We start from the raw sequence: 16979 nt of genomic DNA on the forward strand, positions 1-16979 counted from the left end.
TTATCTGACTTTACGTCAGCCATAGCCAACCGTTTATCGAGGTTTGCGATTTTTCAGACGAGGAGCCCATCCTGGAAAGGCTCACCCATCGAAAACAGTTTGCTTTGATAGTGGCTGACGCATAGCCGTTGCGTCAGCCACGCACCACTTACTTCACAAACAACAATTCCCGGTATTTCACCAGCGGCCAGTCTTCGTCGTCCACAACTTCTTCGAGTTTATCGACTTCGTAGCGGATAATGTCGAAGTGGTCTTTTACCTCCGTTGAGTAGAGTTTAGCCCGGTCGACGGTGTCTTCGACATTGTTGGCTTTCTTGCGCGCGTCCACCATCGACTCAACGCTCTTTTTGATGGCAATGACCCGCGTCGATATTTCCCGGAGAATATCCTTGATGGGTTCCGCTTCGGCATTCATGCCCAGATCGACCAGATTTCGGGCTGTTTCAGCCAGTTTGTTCTGGTATTTTAACGCCGTCGATACGACATGGTTCATGGCCAGGTCGCCCATCACGCGCGACTCGATCTGTACATTTTTGACGTACTTCTCCAGTTCAATCTCATAACGGGATTCTACTTCGGCGTGGTTCATGACGCCCGTCCGCTCGAACAGCGCCAGCGATTCGGGTTGAACAAATACACCCAGAGCCTCGGGCGACGATTTGATGTTTGACAAACCACGGCGGGCGGCTTCTTCAACCCACTCGTCGGAATAGCCGTTGCCTTCAAACAAAATCCGCTTGGTGTTGGCGTAATACTCTTTCAGAATGTCGACAATGGCCAGTTCTTTCTTTTCACCCTTTGCCAGCCGCGCATCCAGATCGCTTTTGAAGGCGTTTAGCTGATCGGCCACAATGGCATTCAACACCGTCATGGTCGAGGCTGAATTGGCCGCACTACCCACCGCCCGAAACTCAAATTTGTTACCGGTAAAGGCAAACGGCGATGTTCGGTTGCGGTCGGTATTATCACGCATCAGGCTCGGAATCCGGTTCAATCCGAGTTTATAATACACATTATCCCCCTTATTAACGGTCACTTCCGACTTGGTTTCCAGGTCATTAAGTGCCTGCGTCAGCGACTCTCCCAGAAAGACCGAGACGATAGCGGGCGGGGCTTCATTGGCCCCGAGCCGGTGCTCGTTGCCCGCCGAGGCAATGGTTGCCCGGAGCAAATCGGCATTGTCATGTACGGCCTTGACCACATTGACCAGAAACGTCAGAAACCGCAGACTCTCTTTGGGCTTCGTACTGGGTGCCAGCAAGTTAACGCCCGTATTCGTTCCCATCGACCAGTTGTTGTGCTTGCCGCTCCCATTGACCCCCGCAAAAGGTTTTTCGTGAAAAAGCACTTTCAAATTATGCTTCTCCGACACTTTTTCCATCAAATCCATCAGCAGGGCATTGTGATCGACTGCCAGGTTCACTTCTTCGAACGTAGGTGCCACCTCGAACTGACCCGGCGCGACTTCATTATGGCGGGTTCGAACGGGCATTCCCAATTTCATCGACTCAAATTCAAAATCGACCATAAAGGCATTGATGCGGGGCGGAATGGACCCGAAATAGTGATCGTCCAATTGCTGGCCCCGCGCGGGCGAATGCCCAAAAACGGTACGGCCTGCCAGCACCAGATCCGGACGGGCATAAAACAGCGCCCGATCGACCACGAAGTATTCCTGCTCCGGCCCCAGGGTCGGTGTTACTTTCGTGATGTTCCGGTCGAAATACTGGCAAACGGCCGTGGCCGCTTTATCCAGCGCATTCAGTGCTTTTAACAGGGGCGTTTTATAATCCAGTGCCTCGCCCGTGTACGAGATAAACACCGACGGTATGCAGAGCGTTTTGCCACCCGCGCCATTATCCATCAGAAAAGCCGGCGAAGACGGGTCCCAGCCGGTATACCCACGGGCTTCGAATGTGTTCCGCAAACCACCATTTGGAAAAGAAGACGCATCGGGTTCCTGCTGAACCAGCGCACTCCCTTTGAATTTTTCCACGGCTTTTCCTTCGAGCGTAATGTCAAAAAAAGCGTCGTGCTTCTCGGCGGTTTCGCCGGTTAGCGGCTGGAACCAGTGCGTGTAGTGCGTAGCGCCTTTCGACGTTGCCCAGGATTTCATGGCCCCCGCCACTTCATCGGCAATGGTCCGATCGATCTGGCCGTTGGTGCTGATGGCTTCGGTTACTTTCAGGTACGCTTCCGGCGACAGAAGCGTCCGCATCACTTCACTATTAAAGGTATTACTCCCAAAAAAATCACCAACGCGCTCGGTTGGCGCAGCGACGGGCAACGCCTGGCGGCTTTGAGCGATCTCAAGGGCTTTAAAACGGAAATTAGACATCGGTGTAGCTAACGGTTTAGGATGAAATTTTAACCAAACATACACGCCTTCGGCCCGGATTACAACGGACAGCACAAAAAAGCCCGACCACTCGCGTGGTCGGGCTTCTCAGATATATGAAATCTAGCTTAGGCCGTTTCCAGCACGTCGGAAGCCGATTTAACGGTTTTGATGATCACAGCCGCTACTTTGTACGGATCAGCCGCCGAGTTAGGACGACGATCTTCCAGCCAGCCTTTCCAGCCCCGTTCTACCGTAGCGATGGGGATACGGATTGAAGCACCCCGGTCAGAGATACCGTACGAGAACTGATCGATTGATTGGGTTTCGTGTTTACCGGTCAAGCGCATTTCGTTATCCGCACCATATACGGCGATGTGTGCTTTGATCACATCGGCAGGTGAGAACGACTGGCAGATCTTATCGTAAACTTCTTTGCTTCCCGATGTACGAAGGGCCGTGTTCGAGAAGTTGGCGTGCATACCCGAACCATTCCAGTCGGTAGCACCCAGCGGCTTGCAATGCCAGTTGATGGCCACATCGTATGTTTCACCGATACGCTCCAGCAAATAACGGGCTACCCAAATCTGGTCGCCAGCGTCTTTAGCCCCTTTAGCGAAAATCTGGAATTCCCACTGGCCCGTTGCTACTTCTGCATTGATACCTTCTACGTTCAGACCAGCATCGAGGCAAACGTCCAGGTGCTCTTCCACAATGTTACGACCAAAGGCGTTCTGAGCACCCACCGAACAGTAATACGGTCCTTGTGGGCGAGTTGGGAAACCTTCTTCGGGGAAGCCCAGTGGTTTGTCGATTGACGTATCCCACAGGAAATACTCCTGCTCGAAGCCAAACCAGAAATCGTTGTCGTCATCCTCAATCGTGGCGCGGCCGTTCGTTACGTGTGGCGTGCCATCAGCGTTGAGGACTTCACACATAACCAGGTACCCATTTTTACGCTGTGGATCAGGGCAGATGAAAACTGGTTTCAGCAGACAGTCGGATGAGCCGCCCTCAGCCTGTTCAGTCGAAGAACCATCGAATGACCACATTGGGCAATCTTCGAGATTACCCGAGAAATCAGCTTCAATTTTTGTTTTGGAACGTAAGCTTTGGGTGGGCTTATAACCATCGAGCCAAATGTATTCTAACTTCGCCTTTGCCATGATGTACAAGTGGATTAATTGAATAGGGGTTTTGTCACAATACTTTCAGCAAATATAGTGTGGCTTTACAATAAAAAATAAATGCCCGTATAAGCTTTAACCGTATTTCTTACTGATTTTATGGAAATATTATAATTTAAATTCGTTTGGTACAGTAAATAGCCATATTTAGCCACACTTTTTATCAGTTTATAATCCAAACCGGTCTATCGACAAAAAGCCCTTTCATTTCCGATCAGTGATCAGGAATGAAGGGGCCAGGGCAAAAAATGCGCATATTCCGGGAAAATGCCTTTCGGAACAGTGATGTAATACAGGACTTAATTAGTGATCAGAAATCGGTAATCAGGTTGGTTTTAAACAGCTTGATGGCAATGGCCAGCAGGATGATACCGAATATTTTGCGTATCACTTCCAGCCCGCCAGCCCCCAACTGCTTTTCCAGCCAGCCGGATGATTTCAGAACGACATAAATGAGAATCAGGTTAAGAATGATTCCGATGATAATGTTGAGTGTCTGATATTCGGCCCGCAGCGAAATGATGGTTGTTAACGTACCGGCTCCGGCAATCAGCGGAAACGCAATCGGTACAATGTGCGACGCTCCACCGGTCGACACCTCCGATTTGAAGATGGTGCGGCCCAGAATCATCTCCAGACCGATCAGAAAAATAATCAGGGCACCCGCCACCGCAAACGAAGCGACATCGACGCCGAATAATTTCAGGATACGCTCGCCAACGAACAGGAAAGAGATCATCAATACACCCGAAGCAAGCGTAGCCTGCTCGGATTCGATTTTACCGGCTTTCTTGCGCAGGTCAATAATTACGGGAAGTGATCCGACAACGTCGATCACCGAAAAAAGGATAAGTGTAACGGAAACCGTTTCTTTGAAACTAAACATGATGGTGGTATAACCAGAACGGGTACGTCCGGGCAACGACTAATAAGTTGATAATTAATCCCGTACGTGACCATTTCGGCTGCACACGAGATTAATATGACCGAAGAAATGCCATTAAGGTTCCAATCTCATCGTCTGAAATAGCGGGAAAGTTGGCAATGCGGAAGGTGGTGTTCTTCCAGTCACCATAGCCATTCCCCAAAATTATACCTGCCTGATAAGCAGCCTGTTTGATGTCTTTTATGGTATTTTCAGAACCTTCTACGGCGATGACCGTGTCGGACCGAATAGCGGGATCGTTAATCAGGAGATTGACCGCAGCCCCGGCTCTGGTTGACAAGCCAGAGGATCGGCCAAAATTTGAGCTGGGTTCAGCAAAAAAAGAATACCAATCGTTCGCCCGTTTTTTTGTGATTTTATCAGTAACCGCGATTGGCGGTACCTGTTGCAGCACCCGCATGAGCATATAAATACCCAGACCGTTTGGCGTATACGGGGTCTGGAACTTCGTGAAATTCTCGTGGATAAACAGTAGGCTATTGTAGTGGGCATTCTCGCCAATCTCCTCCGCTCGTTTGAGGGCAGCAGGCGAATAGATGAGCACGGCCAGCCCCGCTGGTAAACCAAAACATTTCTGCACCGACGCAAACCAGACATCGGCCAGTGACCAGTCAAACGCAATTCCCGCCATCGACGACACGGCATCCACGGCAATCAGCGCCGAGAAATCCCGTCGGAACTGGGCGAGCGTTTCCATACTGACCTGCGTACCATTGGATGTCTCGTTCTGAACGACGCAGAGCACATCGGCTTCGTTCAGACTAACGGGTGGCTTTATGCGGTAAGCGTACTCGGCCCATTTTTTCCCAAACGCGCCATTGTAGGGATGGAGGCTGGCCGTTGTGGTGAGCGACTGAGCCACAATCTCCCAGCATTCCGTTGCCGATGAAACCAGCGCAATATGGTAATCGGCCGGAATCGCCAGTTTCTCATGCAGTAGCCGAACCGTCTCTTCGACAATATTCATGAAACCGGCACTTCGGTGGTTCAGGCTCACGATACCCTGCTGCACAGCTTCAGCCGCGTAATCAGCCACCTGCGGGTATACTTTCGATGGGCCGGGGTAAAAGGTAATCATTTGGTTTTTGGTTTATCGTGTCCGTGTCTTTACGGACCACTCATCCGAATGGTTTTGCTGGGGCCTATTTGGTCCGTGCGGACACGACCCACGGACTACAGACAAAGTGACTTAGTTCATCATTTCTCATGCGCTATCAAATACCGCACCGCCAGTTCATACCCCATCAATCCTAAGCCAACAATCACCCCCTTACATTTGGCGGATAAATAACTATGGTGCCGGAACGACTCGCGGGCGTGTACATTCGATATATGCACCTCCACCGCCGGGGCCGTAACCGCCGACAACGCATCGGCAATAGCGATCGAGGTGTGCGTGTAGGCACCCGCATTAATAACGATGCCATCTACCTCAAAGCCAAGCTCATGAATTTTATCGATCAGCTCGCCTTCGTGATTCGACTGAAAATAACGAAGTTGCACCTCGGGAAACATCGCTTCGATGGTTTTCAGGTAATCGACGAACGAGCGGTTGCCATAAATGGTTGGTTCCCGCTTGCCCAACAGGTTCAGGTTGGGGCCGTTGATAATTAGGATTGACTTCATGGATGGTTTACGATTTACGCGGTTCCCCGCCGGGATTTACAGCAGTCCGTCACTACGGTATGCGGTCGCCGAATAAACCGTCATTCGTAAACCATAAACCGTAAATCAACTGTGTGGCAAAGTTATATAAACGCCTTTAAGAACTACCTCAAACTGGAACGGTCGCTGGCCGAAAATTCGGTGGAGGCCTACCTGCACGACGCCGAGAAACTGTATGAATACATTCTCCTGACCGACCCCAGCCGAACGCCCATGCAGGTGACGGAAACGGAACTGGCTAATTTTTTAATGTATCTGGGCGAGCTGGGCTTATCGGCCCACAGCCAGGCCCGGATGCTGTCGGGGATAAAGTCGTTTTTTAAGTACCTGATACTCGAAAATCTACTCCAGCACGACCCCACTCAATTGCTGGAAGCCCCAAAACTTGGCCGTAAACTACCCGACACGCTCAGCTTTCCCGAAATCGAGGCCATGCTGGCGGCCATTGACTTGTCGACGCCCGGTGGCACGCGGGACCGCGCCATGCTCGAAGTCCTGTACAGTTCAGGACTTCGAGTATCTGAATTACTCAACCTGCGTCTGACAAACTGCTATTTTCAGGATGGTTTTGTGCGGGTGCTGGGCAAGGGCGATAAGGTCAGGCTGGTTCCGATTGGCCAGGATGCGATTCATTATACACTTGTGTATATCGAGCATGTCCGTCGAAAACTGGATGTTCAGAAAGGTGACGAGGACACTATTTTCCTGAATCTTCGGGGTAAGCAATTATCCCGAATTTCGGTTTTTACGACCATCAAAAAGCTGGCAATCGAGGCAGGCATCGACAAGACGATTAGTCCGCACACGTTCCGGCATTCGTTCGCTACGCACCTGATCGAAGGGGGCGCTGACCTGCGGGCGGTGCAGCAAATGCTTGGCCATGAATCCATTACCACCACCGAAATTTACACGCACCTGGACCGGGATTATTTACAACAGACCCTGCGCGAGTATCATCCGCGAAGCCGAAACCGCCCGATGGTCCGGCCAGACGCTTCCTGATTCGCCCGTTCTCAGGCATAGCCTTTAAGTGAATCGTCTGCTTTTGACGTTGGCGAACGCCAGCGAAATCATAAAAAAGCCGGCAAAAAAAAGTCCCCGCCATTGAAGTCGATGGCGGGGAGCTCCTACTCTAACTAACCCAAAACTTAATATAAACTCCATTCCATTCGACCTTTCCAGACTATCCGTCTGCATTGACTTTTTCGCCCACAAACTGCTGGTGCTGGTGTTTGAACAATAAGTTGAACGACGTCAGACTACCGTAAATGCGTGTGATATATTGTTGAATATTAATCTTTTCTTCATCCTCGATAGAGCTGGCGTTAACGCGCTGTTCGAGTACCCGAAGGCGATCCCGCACCATCACGATTTTGTGAAAGAAAGCATCGATCGGCATTTCTTTCTGTGACAGATCAGCCCGGCCGGGCTTCAGAATCAATTTGCCGCCCTTCCATTTGTCGCCCAGCGGAACCATTTCAGTCTGGTCGACCCAGCGCTGGAGTACCCGCGTAATGGACTGCTCGACGTCAAACAAACTGACCAGATCACCATCGGGCTCAATGGCTTCGATGATCGCCAGGGGTGCGTCGAATTTGAGTATCTTCACGCCATGATCATGAAACGTGATGGTATAGCCAGTTGCTTTTAAGTTGATAATGACGCCATTGCCAAACTCGTCGTGCCGTATGCGGGAACCAATGCCCAACAGGGTATTCATAAACCACTCATGTTAAAGAATTCATACTAGCATAAACAAACGTCGTGCCAGACTAAATTAACCATTTCGCTTTTTCCCCGTATGCCTACTACGCTCCCAACACTTCTCACACAAAAAGATACCTTTACGCTTCCCGCCGACATTCACTACCTGAACTGCGCCACCCGCTCTCCCTTGAGCAAAACCGTTGAACAGGCGGGTCTTGACGCGATCCGGCGCGATACCAATCCGTTTGGCCTGCGCCCCGATGATTTCTTCAGTGGTGCCATGCGCGTTCGGTCGTTGTTTTCCCAGCTCATCAATAATTCCGATCCAGAGCGGATTGCCGTTATCCCATCGGTATCGTACGGAATGGCCGTGGTGGCACGAAATCTGCCCAACAAGCCGGGGATTCGGGCGGGTCAGCGCATCGTGCTGGTTGGCAGTGAATTTCCCAGCGATGTATACGCCTGGGACCGGGTCTGTACCGAACTGGGCCTGACCATTACTAGGGTACGAATCCCCGACGAATTTCCCAAAGGCGCTGCCTGGAATGAGCGCCTGCTCGATGCCATTGGTCCCGACACGGCATTGGTCGTTGCACCGCCTGTTCACTGGATGTACGGTACCCGGTTCGACCTGGAAGCCCTCGGCAAACGGGCACGGGAAGTTGGGGCCTGGCTGGCCGTCGATGGTACGCAGGCGATTGGCGCCCTCCCGTTCGACCTGACAGCGGTTCTGCCCGACGCCGTCGTTTGTGCCGGGTATAAATGGTTGATGGGCCCCTACTCGCTTGGGCTGGCTTATTACGGACCGGCCTTCGATGAAGGCACGCCGTTGGAGGAAGGCTGGATGAATCGGCTCGACAGCAACCAGTTTCACCGCCTGATGGACTACCAGCCTGCCTACCGCCCTAAAGCGTACCGATATAATGTTGGCGAGCATTCACATTTCCTGCAAATGCCCATGCTTGAAGCCGCGTTGACCCAACTGAATGAGTGGCAACCGGAGCGAATTCAGGCCTATACCCATGCCCTCATGCGCGATGCCTGGCCCGTGCTGGAAGAACTTGGCTGCCGGGTCGAGCCCATAGATGGAACGCGGGGCCGGGCTCATCATCTGGTTGGGGTATGGCTACCTGACCACACCGACCCCATGGCCATTCAACAGGCCTTACAGGCTGAAAAGGTATCGGTATCCGCCCGGGCGCAGGCGCTGCGTATTGCCCCTCACCTGTACAATACGCCCGAAGATGCCGATGCCCTGGTACGGGTATTAACGAAAGTCCTCACGTAGAGCCGCATATTTGCGGCTCATATGCGTCAGCAATCGTTCATTAAAAGCCATCCGGATGTGAGCCGCAATTATGCGGCTCTACGTTTGTTCATAAAATTCCAGGGGCAGGTCGTCGGGGTCGGCGAAGAAGGTGAAGCGCCGACCGGTGTGCTGATCGACCCGGACGGGTTCTGTAGGCACGCCATTTTCGTTTAAGTGCGCAATGGCTGCATCCAGATCGGGAACGGCGAAAGCCAAATGACGAAGTCCCAGGGCTTCGGGACGGGACGGGCGTTTGGGTGGATTCGGAAACGAAAACAGTTCGATGATGTACTGGCCATTCAACGCCAGATCCAGTTTATATGAATTTCGTTCGGCCCGGAAATACTCTCCCAGAATAGTCAGCCCCAGTATCTCTGTGTAAAACCGCTTCGAGGTTTCGTAGTCAGAACAGATAAGGGCAATGTGATGAACAGCCGATAAGTTGAGCATATAGTTTCAGGGAGCAAGGAGTGTGTCTGTCGCCATTGTATCGATGGCGACGCCATCTTTTGACATCGGCAGCGCCCGTTCAACCTCCCGGCGTTTGTTCCAGGGAGCCGTTGTCCGGCGGCCCATGTCGATCGCGATCAGGATCACGATGGACGTAAAAAGGATAAAGACGATGATGAAGATTCGGCGGTTTCGATTCATAAACGTAATGCTGATTTTCCAGATAAGATCAATTACTCAGCAGGTAGTTGCCGGGGGCTAATGCTAAACGCGACATGACCCGTACGACCCGACATTTCGGCCCAGTTCACCTCGTCGAATCCGATGGCTACCACAGCGCCTTTGCTCATGGACCCAATACGCTGGTGCGTCAGGTATTCGGCCAGGTACGATACATCCGGGTTGTGCCCCACGATCATGGCCGATTGAACCGAAGCGGGCAAGGCGTTGAGTGCAGCAAGATAAGCTTTGGGTCCCCCATCGAACAACCCGCTATCTAATCGAATCTCCGCCGGATCATACCCGATCTGTTCGGCCATGACCATAGCAGTGTCTTTGGCACGCGGGGCCGTACTGCTAAGGATTACATCGGGCCGGATAGTCTTTCCGTGAAGGTAACGACCCATCCGGGCCGCGGCTATAGTACCGTCGGGGGTTAGCTGACGGTCATGATCAGTCATGAAGATCGCCCGATCTTCGGCTTTAGCATGACGAACGATGTAGAGTGTAATGGGCATTGTCTGGAAAGAATTAAGCGCAAAAGTAAGCGGGTTATTGACTCGTACCGTATCAGGTGGGTGACAAGTTTACGTTCAGCCCATATTTTATTTATCAATGACCAACCCATAGCCCGGATATGACCGTATTCGTCGTTCAGCCGTGCACGGCCTACACCAGCCGCCCCCAAGCGGGCGATTTTTACGGAATCACTGATAAAAACTGACTTCCCAGAAATGTGTTTCCCTCCTTTATGGACGTTTCGGACGACAATCCGTACTTTTACGCCCACAACCACTATACTGGTCGCCGTTTTCGTATGAGTTATTTACCTATTCAGCAATTATTAAAAACTGCCCCTGTCGGAACCACCGTAACCGTAAAGGGGTGGGTCCGCACCAAACGCGAGAGCAAAAACGCCGTTTTCATTGCCCTTAATGATGGATCGACCATCAATAACATTCAGGTGGTATCCGAAGCAGGCCAACTTCCCGAAGAGACATTAAAGCTCATCACCACTGGCTCCTGTCTGGCGGTTACGGGCCAGTTGGTCGAATCGCAGGGGGCCGGGCAGGCCGTTGAAGTAAAAATTTCAGAGGTTATCATTTACGGTTCGGCCGATCCGGAAAAATATCCATTGCAACCCAAGCGGCATTCGCTGGAGTTTCTGCGCGAGATCGCCCACCTGCGTCCCCGCACCAATACCTTTAGCGCCATTCTGCGTATCCGGCACGCGCTGGCGTTCGCTGTCCATAAGTACTTCAACGACAACGGGTTTTATTACCTCAACACACCGATCATCACGGCTTCGGATGCCGAAGGCGCGGGCGAAATGTTCCGCGTCACTACGCTCGATGCCACCAGGCCGCCCTTAACCGAAGATGGTAAAGTTGATTATAGCCAGGATTTCTTCGGCCGCGAAACCAACCTCACGGTGTCGGGGCAGTTGGAAGGTGAACTAGGGGCTATGGCACTGGGCAAAATTTATACCTTCGGACCAACGTTCCGGGCCGAGAATTCGAACACGACGCGCCACCTCGCCGAGTTCTGGATGATTGAGCCGGAAATGGCCTTCTATGAACTGGAAGACAACATGAACCTGGCCGAAGACTTCCTGAAAACCATCATTCGCTATGCGCTGCAACACTGCGCCGACGATCTGGCCTTTTTGGATAACCGCCTGAAAGAGGAAGAAAAAACCAAAAAGAAAGAAGAACAGAGCGAACTGGGACTACTGGAAAAACTACAGTTCGTCATCAGCAATGATTTTGTTCGGCTTACGTATACGGAAGCCATCGACATTCTGGTAAACTCGAAACCCGCCAAAAAAGGACAGTTCCAGTACGACGTGAGCTGGGGCGTCGATTTACAGTCGGAGCACGAGCGGTACCTGGTCGAGAAGCATTTCAAAAAGCCGGTGATTCTGACCAATTACCCGCGGGAGATCAAAGCGTTCTATATGAAGCAGGACCCGGATGGTAAAACTGTTCGCGCAATGGACGTACTCTTTCCGGGTATCGGCGAAATCATCGGTGGGTCGCAGCGGGAGGACGATCTGGATAAACTGGTGACCCGGATGCATGAGGTAGGCATTGAACCCGAAGCGCTATGGTGGTACCTGGATACGCGCCGGTTTGGCTCGGCGCCCCACGCCGGTTTTGGGCTCGGCTTCGAGCGACTGGTGCTGTTCGTCACGGGTATGGGCAACATCCGCGATGTCATTCCATTCCCGCGCGCGCCTAAAACGGCAGAGTTTTAATTTCGTAGTGACGACTGAAGAGTGAATAGCCTCTTCAGTCGTCATTCTTCACTTCTTTTATGCTGGCACTTCCCATTTTTCTTGCTCTGGCATCCGGCTTTGTGGTCGTGGGCGTGTATACGGAACGCAAGGTTTCTGCCTTTATGCAGGACCGGCTTGGTCCCATGGAAACGGGCAAATGGGGAATGCTTCAGCTCTTTGCCGACCTGCTCAAACTTCTCCAGAAAGAAGACATTGTCCCGACCGCAGCCGATCGGCGGCTGTTTCTGCTAGCCCCGGCCATCATTTTCGCGTCGGTGTTTGCCGGCTTTGCCGTACTTCCCCTCACCCCCGACTTACAGGGGTCGGGAGCGGCCGTTGGTGTATTTTATCTGATGGCCATCGTCTCGTTCGATGTCGTGGGTATTCTAATGGCGGGTTGGGGTTCCAACAACAAATATTCACTGTTTGGCGCCATGCGGTCGGTAGCCCAGATCATCTCCTACGAGATTCCGCTGGGGTTAACAATCCTGTGCGTGGTCATGATTTGCCAGACGCTTGATTTGCAGGAAATCAGTTTTCAGCAGGGCGTTTTTACGTCGGATAAAAACTACCTGTTTGGGCTGAAAAGCCTGGGCATCGACGTTACGCACTGGGGTGGCCTCTTCGCCTGGAACATCGTTCGGAATCCCTTTCTGCTGATCGCTTATATCATTTTTTTCATTTGTACGCTGGCCGAAAGCAACCGGGCTCCCTTTGATTTACCGGAAGGCGAGTCGGAGATCGTTGCCGGTTTTCACACCGAATATTCGGGAATGCGGTTTGCCCTGCTCTACCTGTCGGAGTACGCCATGATGCTGCTGGTTTCGTTTCTGGGGGCGGTGCTGTTTCTGGGTAGCTGGAATACGCCCCTCCCCAATCTCGGTCCCGTTCGGCTGGCCGACTGGACAAGTGGTGCCCCCGGTACGATCTGGGGCAACCTGACGGGCGGCTTCTGGCTCCTGTCGAAAGTGTTTTTTGCCGTTTTAGTACAAATGTGGGTTCGCTGGACGTTTCCCCGCGTTCGGGTCGATCAGATGATGTTTCTCTGCTGGAAGGTGCTGACCCCTGTCGGCCTGGTTTTACTGTTACTATCGGGGATTTGGCGGTTGTTAATGGTTTAGACTTGGCGCATTTAAAAGCCTCGTTGTACCTTTGCGGCCTTTTACAGTTTTACATGTCCATTCTCACACCCAATCCGACCAGCGACCTAATTTGGCAGGCAGCCTGGCAATCGAGCACATTTCGCTGGAAATTCACGCTGGGGCTCATCGCTACCGTCGCCCTGCTGTTCACGTTTCCTGGTTTCTTTCAAACCATCGAGAGCCATTCGGGACCCGTTTTGAATGACTGGGTACTGAATCAGCTCCCCCCTACGGATGTGTCGATAGCCATCTTTCTGACGATCTGGGCAACGGCGCTGCTCCTCGTTATTCGCGCCCGATACAGCCCGGCAGTATTTATGATGTTTATTTATGGCTACATCATTGTCAGCCTGTCGCGGATGCTCAGCATCAACCTCGTACCACTCGATCCGCCCGTTGGCCTGATTCCCCTCATCGACCCGATCAGTAATGCCTTCTATGGCAAAACATACATCACGAAAGACTTATTTTATTCAGGCCATACATCGTCTATTTTCCTGATGTTTTTATGCCTGCGCCGGTGGTGGGACCGACTCTTTGCGCTGATCGGCTCCATCGTTGTCGGCGGTTTATTACTGGTCCAGCATGTCCATTACACGGTCGATGTACTGGGTGCATTTGTCTTTACGTATCCACTTTACTGGCTGGCCAAAAAGTTTGCCCTCTCTGGCTGGGACAATGTAGAGAAACGGGAAAATTAATGATATCAGAACGCTTCGCCCAGTTGAAAATACAGGCCATGCGACGTCCCCTGCCCGGCGCCCCAGCCATAATCGACCCGCAGATTTAACCGCTCCTTACGATTCAGGGCCAGGCGAACGCCCCCGCCATAGGAATACTTAAGTTCCTGAAAGTTCAGGTCGCGGAGGTGGTTCCCCACATTGCCGACACCCACAAATCCGACCGCCCCGATCCGCCAGAATAATGGAATGCGGTATTCTGCCTGGGCCACTACCTGATTTTTACTGCGGTAACGCCCGTCATAAAACCCCCTCATACTGTTGGAGCCGCCAAAACTGGCCAGGCTACGCAGGGGAACATCACCCGAGTTAAAAAAGCCATACGCCTGAATAGCCAGGACCTGTTGCTCGTAAATTCGGAGAAAACGCCGGAAGTCAATAACGTAATTGGTGTACTGAAAGTTGGAACCAAAGGCGGGCGAAAAATGGTTAAAAAATACCTGCAAAAACCCACCCTTATCGGGGGCAAACGCATTGTTTCGTGAATCGTATGTTAAGCTTAGCCCTGCTCCCGAAATATGATACGGATCGCGACCGGTTACGGGTAACTGGTCGAACAAACCACCGGGCAGGTAATCGACGGCCAGCAACCGCTGGTATTCGTAGACGACACCCAGAAAGACACGATCCCGAAGTTTCCGCTGAAAATGCAGGTAAACGTAATATTGCCGAAAGGCGTATGCTTCTTCCTGACTGCTGGGGGCATCTTTCCCCAGGCCCCAGAATTTATCAGGAAAATCACTATACGACAATTGATAGTTCAGAATGATCCGTTCGCCGGGGAAATAGGTAGTGCCGTTTATAGCGGCAATGAATTGTTTCCGGAGCGAGTATAATGCCAGTGCCTGTGTATTCGATGTACGCGTAAGGGTATCATGCCGGTTGAACCGGAAGGTAAACGAACCCGCCAGCCCCAACGACCAGTCCGTTTCGATCGACCGGGCTACCAAGGGTAGAATTAGGGTATTTCTGGTTTTTAACAGCTGATTAGGTATGGGTTCCTGAGGGACTGGAATACTATCTGACTGGGCTAATAACGTAGTAAATCCACCTATTAAAAAGCTGATTAACAGCAGAAATGACCTTTTATCACGTAAAATATGCACAACAACCGGAATGACCGTTAATTAAAGTCACATTAATTAAATTGCGCCAAAGTAATCCTAAAATTGTAAATTTCGTAGATTTGAGCCGTTAATAAACAGTGAAACTTGCGCCCGTCGGTTAGCGTGCGGTCGCCGGTTGGCATCAACGACGGAACCTCCGAATTGTAAACCACCGATATGAGCAAATTAAACTTGCCGCCCTTTACGCTGGGCGAAACCATTACCCCCGAACAACGCCAGTTTTTCAACAAAAATGGTGTTATCGTTTTTCGCAATTTTATCCATCCGGAAACAGTCAAAGTATTTATCAGCGAAGTTGAACGCATTGAAAAGGAGTGGCTGGCCGAAGGTCGTGACAAAATCAACGGTGTGCCGTTAAAATTTGGTCAGGACGAGTCCGGAAACCCAATGATTCAGCGGATGTGTTTCCTGTCGCAGCACAGCAAGGCGCTCCACGAATTTTTACAGGACCCACGGCTTCAGGCAGTCGTTGACCTGCTTCAGCCCTACGAAGGGCGTATCGCCGAGATCGAAAAAGACGGGCTTATTCTTAACCACTACATTCGGACCCCTAACAGTAAATTTTCGCAGATGGGCTGGCATACGGATAGCCCACGCGACATTTTCCTCGGGCAGCGCATTATGCCGATGCTCAATGTGGGAATTCACCTCAACCCGACCCCTTACGAAAACGGCGGTCTGCGGGTCATCCCAGGCACTCACAAACAGGGTATTTTCAAAATGTTGTTCCGCAAAAAATACTTCGTGGACAATGACCCTGACAAACACGAAATCGGCTTCGATATCAACGCGGGTGACCTGTCGGTACACGATGGACGACTTTGGCACCGGGCGCAGCAGTCTCCCTTCGTGGGCGAAGCCAGCCGTCGGCGCGTTATGTACGTACCGGTCGTAACGGGGAAATACATGCCCAAAAATGCCAACAGCAAAACTCCATTCTACCACCGGTTTATCTCGAAAGTAAATATTTAAACCTGTCGTACATGAGCAAGTCGCAGGGAGTAAATGGCCGACGCGAACGCAATATGCGCACGTTAGCCACTTACTCCCTGCGACTTGCTCATTTGCGGTTTTCACTACTCATTAGCACAACATGGCCTACGCCTTAATCACCGGAGCCAGTAAGGGCATTGGCCTGGCCATTGCCGGAGAACTGGCCCATCGAAAGTTCGATTTACTGCTGGTAGCCCGATCAGAATCACTGCTGGAGCAGGTAGCCAGGCAACTGGCGAACGAGCATGGCGTTAAAACAGACTTTCTGGCGATTGATCTGGCCCAGGCGGGATCGGCTCAGCACGTGTTCGACTGGTGCAGCCAAAAGCAGTACCCCCTTCAGATGCTGATTAATAATGCGGGCTATGGTCTGAGCGGTCCATTTGAGAAGCACTCGATAAACGAGCATACCAATATGATGGCCGTCAATATGACAACCCTGGTCGAGCTGACGTACCTCTTTCTGCCGCAGCTTCGCCAGCAGACGAAAGCTTATATCCTGAACATAGGCAGTTCGGCGGCTTACCAGGCGGTGCCGGGGCTAAGCCTGTACGCAGCCTCCAAGTCGTTCGTACTCCAGTTCAGCCGTGGGCTGCATCAGGAATTAAAACGCTCAACAGTGTCGGTCACCTGCGTGTGTCCCGGCTCAACGGATACAGACTTCGTTAACCGGGCACAAATTGGCAATAAGGGCCGAAAAGCCGCCGAGAAAGTTAACATGACCCCAGCCGAGGTGGCCCGCCAAGCTGTAGAAGCTACCCTGGCCGGTAAGACCGAACTGGTGACGGGACTGCTGAACAAGGCCGGAAAACTAATGGCCTGGCTGTTGCCCAAAGGCCTGGTTGAACAAACCGCGGGTAGCATTTACGACTAAACTA

18 protein-coding genes are annotated in these 16979 nt (G+C 51.8%); 8 read left to right on the forward strand and 10 right to left on the reverse strand.

Features of this window, described 5'->3' with window-relative positions; genetic code table 11:
• Nucleotides 1-148: 148 nt before the first annotated feature.
• The 5 genes from ACYU8Y_RS18005 to aroQ all read right to left on the reverse strand — a co-directional run bounded on the left by ACYU8Y_RS18005 (nt 149) and on the right by aroQ (nt 6097).
• Entirely contained in the window at nt 149-2338 is a 2190-nt protein-coding gene (locus tag ACYU8Y_RS18005) for a glutamine synthetase III family protein (RefSeq protein WP_460939441.1), read from the reverse strand.
• A gap of 128 nt (nt 2339-2466) precedes the next feature.
• Complete coding sequence (locus tag ACYU8Y_RS18010; protein ID WP_460939442.1) at nt 2467-3504, reverse strand: glutamine synthetase beta-grasp domain-containing protein; 1038 nt, start codon at nt 3502-3504, stop codon at nt 2467-2469.
• Between the two features lie 331 nt (nt 3505-3835).
• A complete protein-coding gene (locus ACYU8Y_RS18015) occupies nt 3836-4411 on the reverse strand; it encodes a MarC family protein (protein ID WP_460939443.1) in 576 nt (191 codons plus the stop codon).
• 91 nt (nt 4412-4502) lie between these two features.
• Complete coding sequence (locus ACYU8Y_RS18020) at nt 4503-5549, reverse strand: aminotransferase class V-fold PLP-dependent enzyme (RefSeq protein WP_460939444.1); 1047 nt, start codon at nt 5547-5549, stop codon at nt 4503-4505.
• Nucleotides 5550-5668: 119 nt separating this feature from the next.
• Nucleotides 5669-6097 carry a type II 3-dehydroquinate dehydratase gene (gene aroQ / locus ACYU8Y_RS18025; RefSeq protein ID WP_460939445.1) on the reverse strand — a complete coding sequence of 143 codons (429 nt, stop codon included), beginning with the start codon at nt 6095-6097 and terminating at the stop codon, nt 5669-5671.
• A gap of 111 nt (nt 6098-6208) precedes the next feature.
• On the opposite strand from aroQ, the gene xerD reads away from it, so the two are divergent.
• A complete protein-coding gene (gene xerD / locus ACYU8Y_RS18030) occupies nt 6209-7138 on the forward strand; it encodes a site-specific tyrosine recombinase XerD (protein ID WP_460939446.1) in 930 nt (309 codons plus the stop codon).
• 181 nt (nt 7139-7319) lie between these two features.
• On the opposite strand, the gene ACYU8Y_RS18035 is transcribed toward xerD, so the two are convergent.
• Complete coding sequence (locus ACYU8Y_RS18035; RefSeq protein WP_460939447.1) at nt 7320-7856, reverse strand: hypothetical protein; 537 nt, start codon at nt 7854-7856, stop codon at nt 7320-7322.
• 81 nt (nt 7857-7937) lie between these two features.
• Here ACYU8Y_RS18035 and ACYU8Y_RS18040 point away from each other — a divergent pair, with 81 nt between their 5' ends.
• Nucleotides 7938-9131, forward strand: a complete 1194-nt coding sequence (locus ACYU8Y_RS18040; RefSeq protein WP_460939448.1) for an aminotransferase class V-fold PLP-dependent enzyme — start codon at nt 7938-7940, stop codon at nt 9129-9131.
• A 78-nt stretch (nt 9132-9209) separates the two neighbouring features.
• Here the strand turns inward: ACYU8Y_RS18040 and ACYU8Y_RS18045 are convergent, their stop codons facing one another.
• The 3 genes from ACYU8Y_RS18045 to ACYU8Y_RS18055 are packed head-to-tail and all read right to left on the reverse strand — an operon-like array spanning nt 9210 to nt 10339.
• On the reverse strand, nt 9210-9602 hold the full coding sequence (locus ACYU8Y_RS18045; protein WP_460939449.1) for a VOC family protein: 393 nt from the start codon (nt 9600-9602) through the stop codon (nt 9210-9212).
• Between the two features lie 6 nt (nt 9603-9608).
• Nucleotides 9609-9803 (reverse strand): hypothetical protein, encoded by a 195-nt coding sequence (locus ACYU8Y_RS18050; protein WP_460939450.1) that lies wholly within the window; start codon nt 9801-9803, stop codon nt 9609-9611.
• A 32-nt stretch (nt 9804-9835) separates the two neighbouring features.
• Complete coding sequence (locus ACYU8Y_RS18055; RefSeq protein ID WP_460939451.1) at nt 9836-10339, reverse strand: SixA phosphatase family protein; 504 nt, start codon at nt 10337-10339, stop codon at nt 9836-9838.
• A gap of 299 nt (nt 10340-10638) precedes the next feature.
• Between ACYU8Y_RS18055 and asnS the strand changes: the two genes are divergently transcribed.
• The 3 genes from asnS to ACYU8Y_RS18070 are packed head-to-tail and all read left to right on the forward strand — an operon-like array spanning nt 10639 to nt 13942.
• Nucleotides 10639-12078 (forward strand): asparagine--tRNA ligase, encoded by a 1440-nt coding sequence (gene asnS, locus ACYU8Y_RS18060; RefSeq protein ID WP_460939452.1) that lies wholly within the window; start codon nt 10639-10641, stop codon nt 12076-12078.
• 59 nt (nt 12079-12137) lie between these two features.
• Nucleotides 12138-13220, forward strand: a complete 1083-nt coding sequence (locus ACYU8Y_RS18065) for a complex I subunit 1/NuoH family protein (protein WP_460939453.1) — start codon at nt 12138-12140, stop codon at nt 13218-13220.
• A gap of 53 nt (nt 13221-13273) precedes the next feature.
• Complete coding sequence (locus ACYU8Y_RS18070) at nt 13274-13942, forward strand: phosphatase PAP2-related protein (RefSeq protein WP_460939454.1); 669 nt, start codon at nt 13274-13276, stop codon at nt 13940-13942.
• Between the two features lie 5 nt (nt 13943-13947).
• On the opposite strand, the gene ACYU8Y_RS18075 is transcribed toward ACYU8Y_RS18070, so the two are convergent.
• Nucleotides 13948-14931 carry a BamA/TamA family outer membrane protein gene (locus tag ACYU8Y_RS18075; protein ID WP_460939455.1) on the reverse strand — a complete coding sequence of 328 codons (984 nt, stop codon included), beginning with the start codon at nt 14929-14931 and terminating at the stop codon, nt 13948-13950.
• A 333-nt stretch (nt 14932-15264) separates the two neighbouring features.
• Between ACYU8Y_RS18075 and ACYU8Y_RS18080 the strand changes: the two genes are divergently transcribed.
• Genes ACYU8Y_RS18080 through ACYU8Y_RS18090 form a run of 3 tightly spaced genes read left to right on the forward strand, consistent with a single transcriptional unit; the run spans nt 15265 to nt 16975 of the window.
• Nucleotides 15265-16080: a phytanoyl-CoA dioxygenase family protein gene (locus ACYU8Y_RS18080; protein ID WP_460939456.1), complete on the forward strand. Its 816-nt coding sequence runs from the start codon at nt 15265-15267 to the stop codon at nt 16078-16080.
• An 11-nt stretch (nt 16081-16091) separates the two neighbouring features.
• The gene (locus ACYU8Y_RS18085) at nt 16092-16217 is read left to right on the forward strand and encodes a hypothetical protein (protein WP_460939457.1); all 126 of its coding nucleotides are present in this window, start codon (nt 16092-16094) and stop codon (nt 16215-16217) included.
• Entirely contained in the window at nt 16202-16975 is a 774-nt protein-coding gene (locus ACYU8Y_RS18090; RefSeq protein ID WP_460939458.1) for an SDR family NAD(P)-dependent oxidoreductase, read from the forward strand. Before ACYU8Y_RS18085 ends, ACYU8Y_RS18090 begins: the two co-directional genes overlap by 16 nt.
• Nucleotides 16976-16979: the final 4 nt, after the last annotated feature.

The organism is Spirosoma humi, from assembly GCF_054776575.1.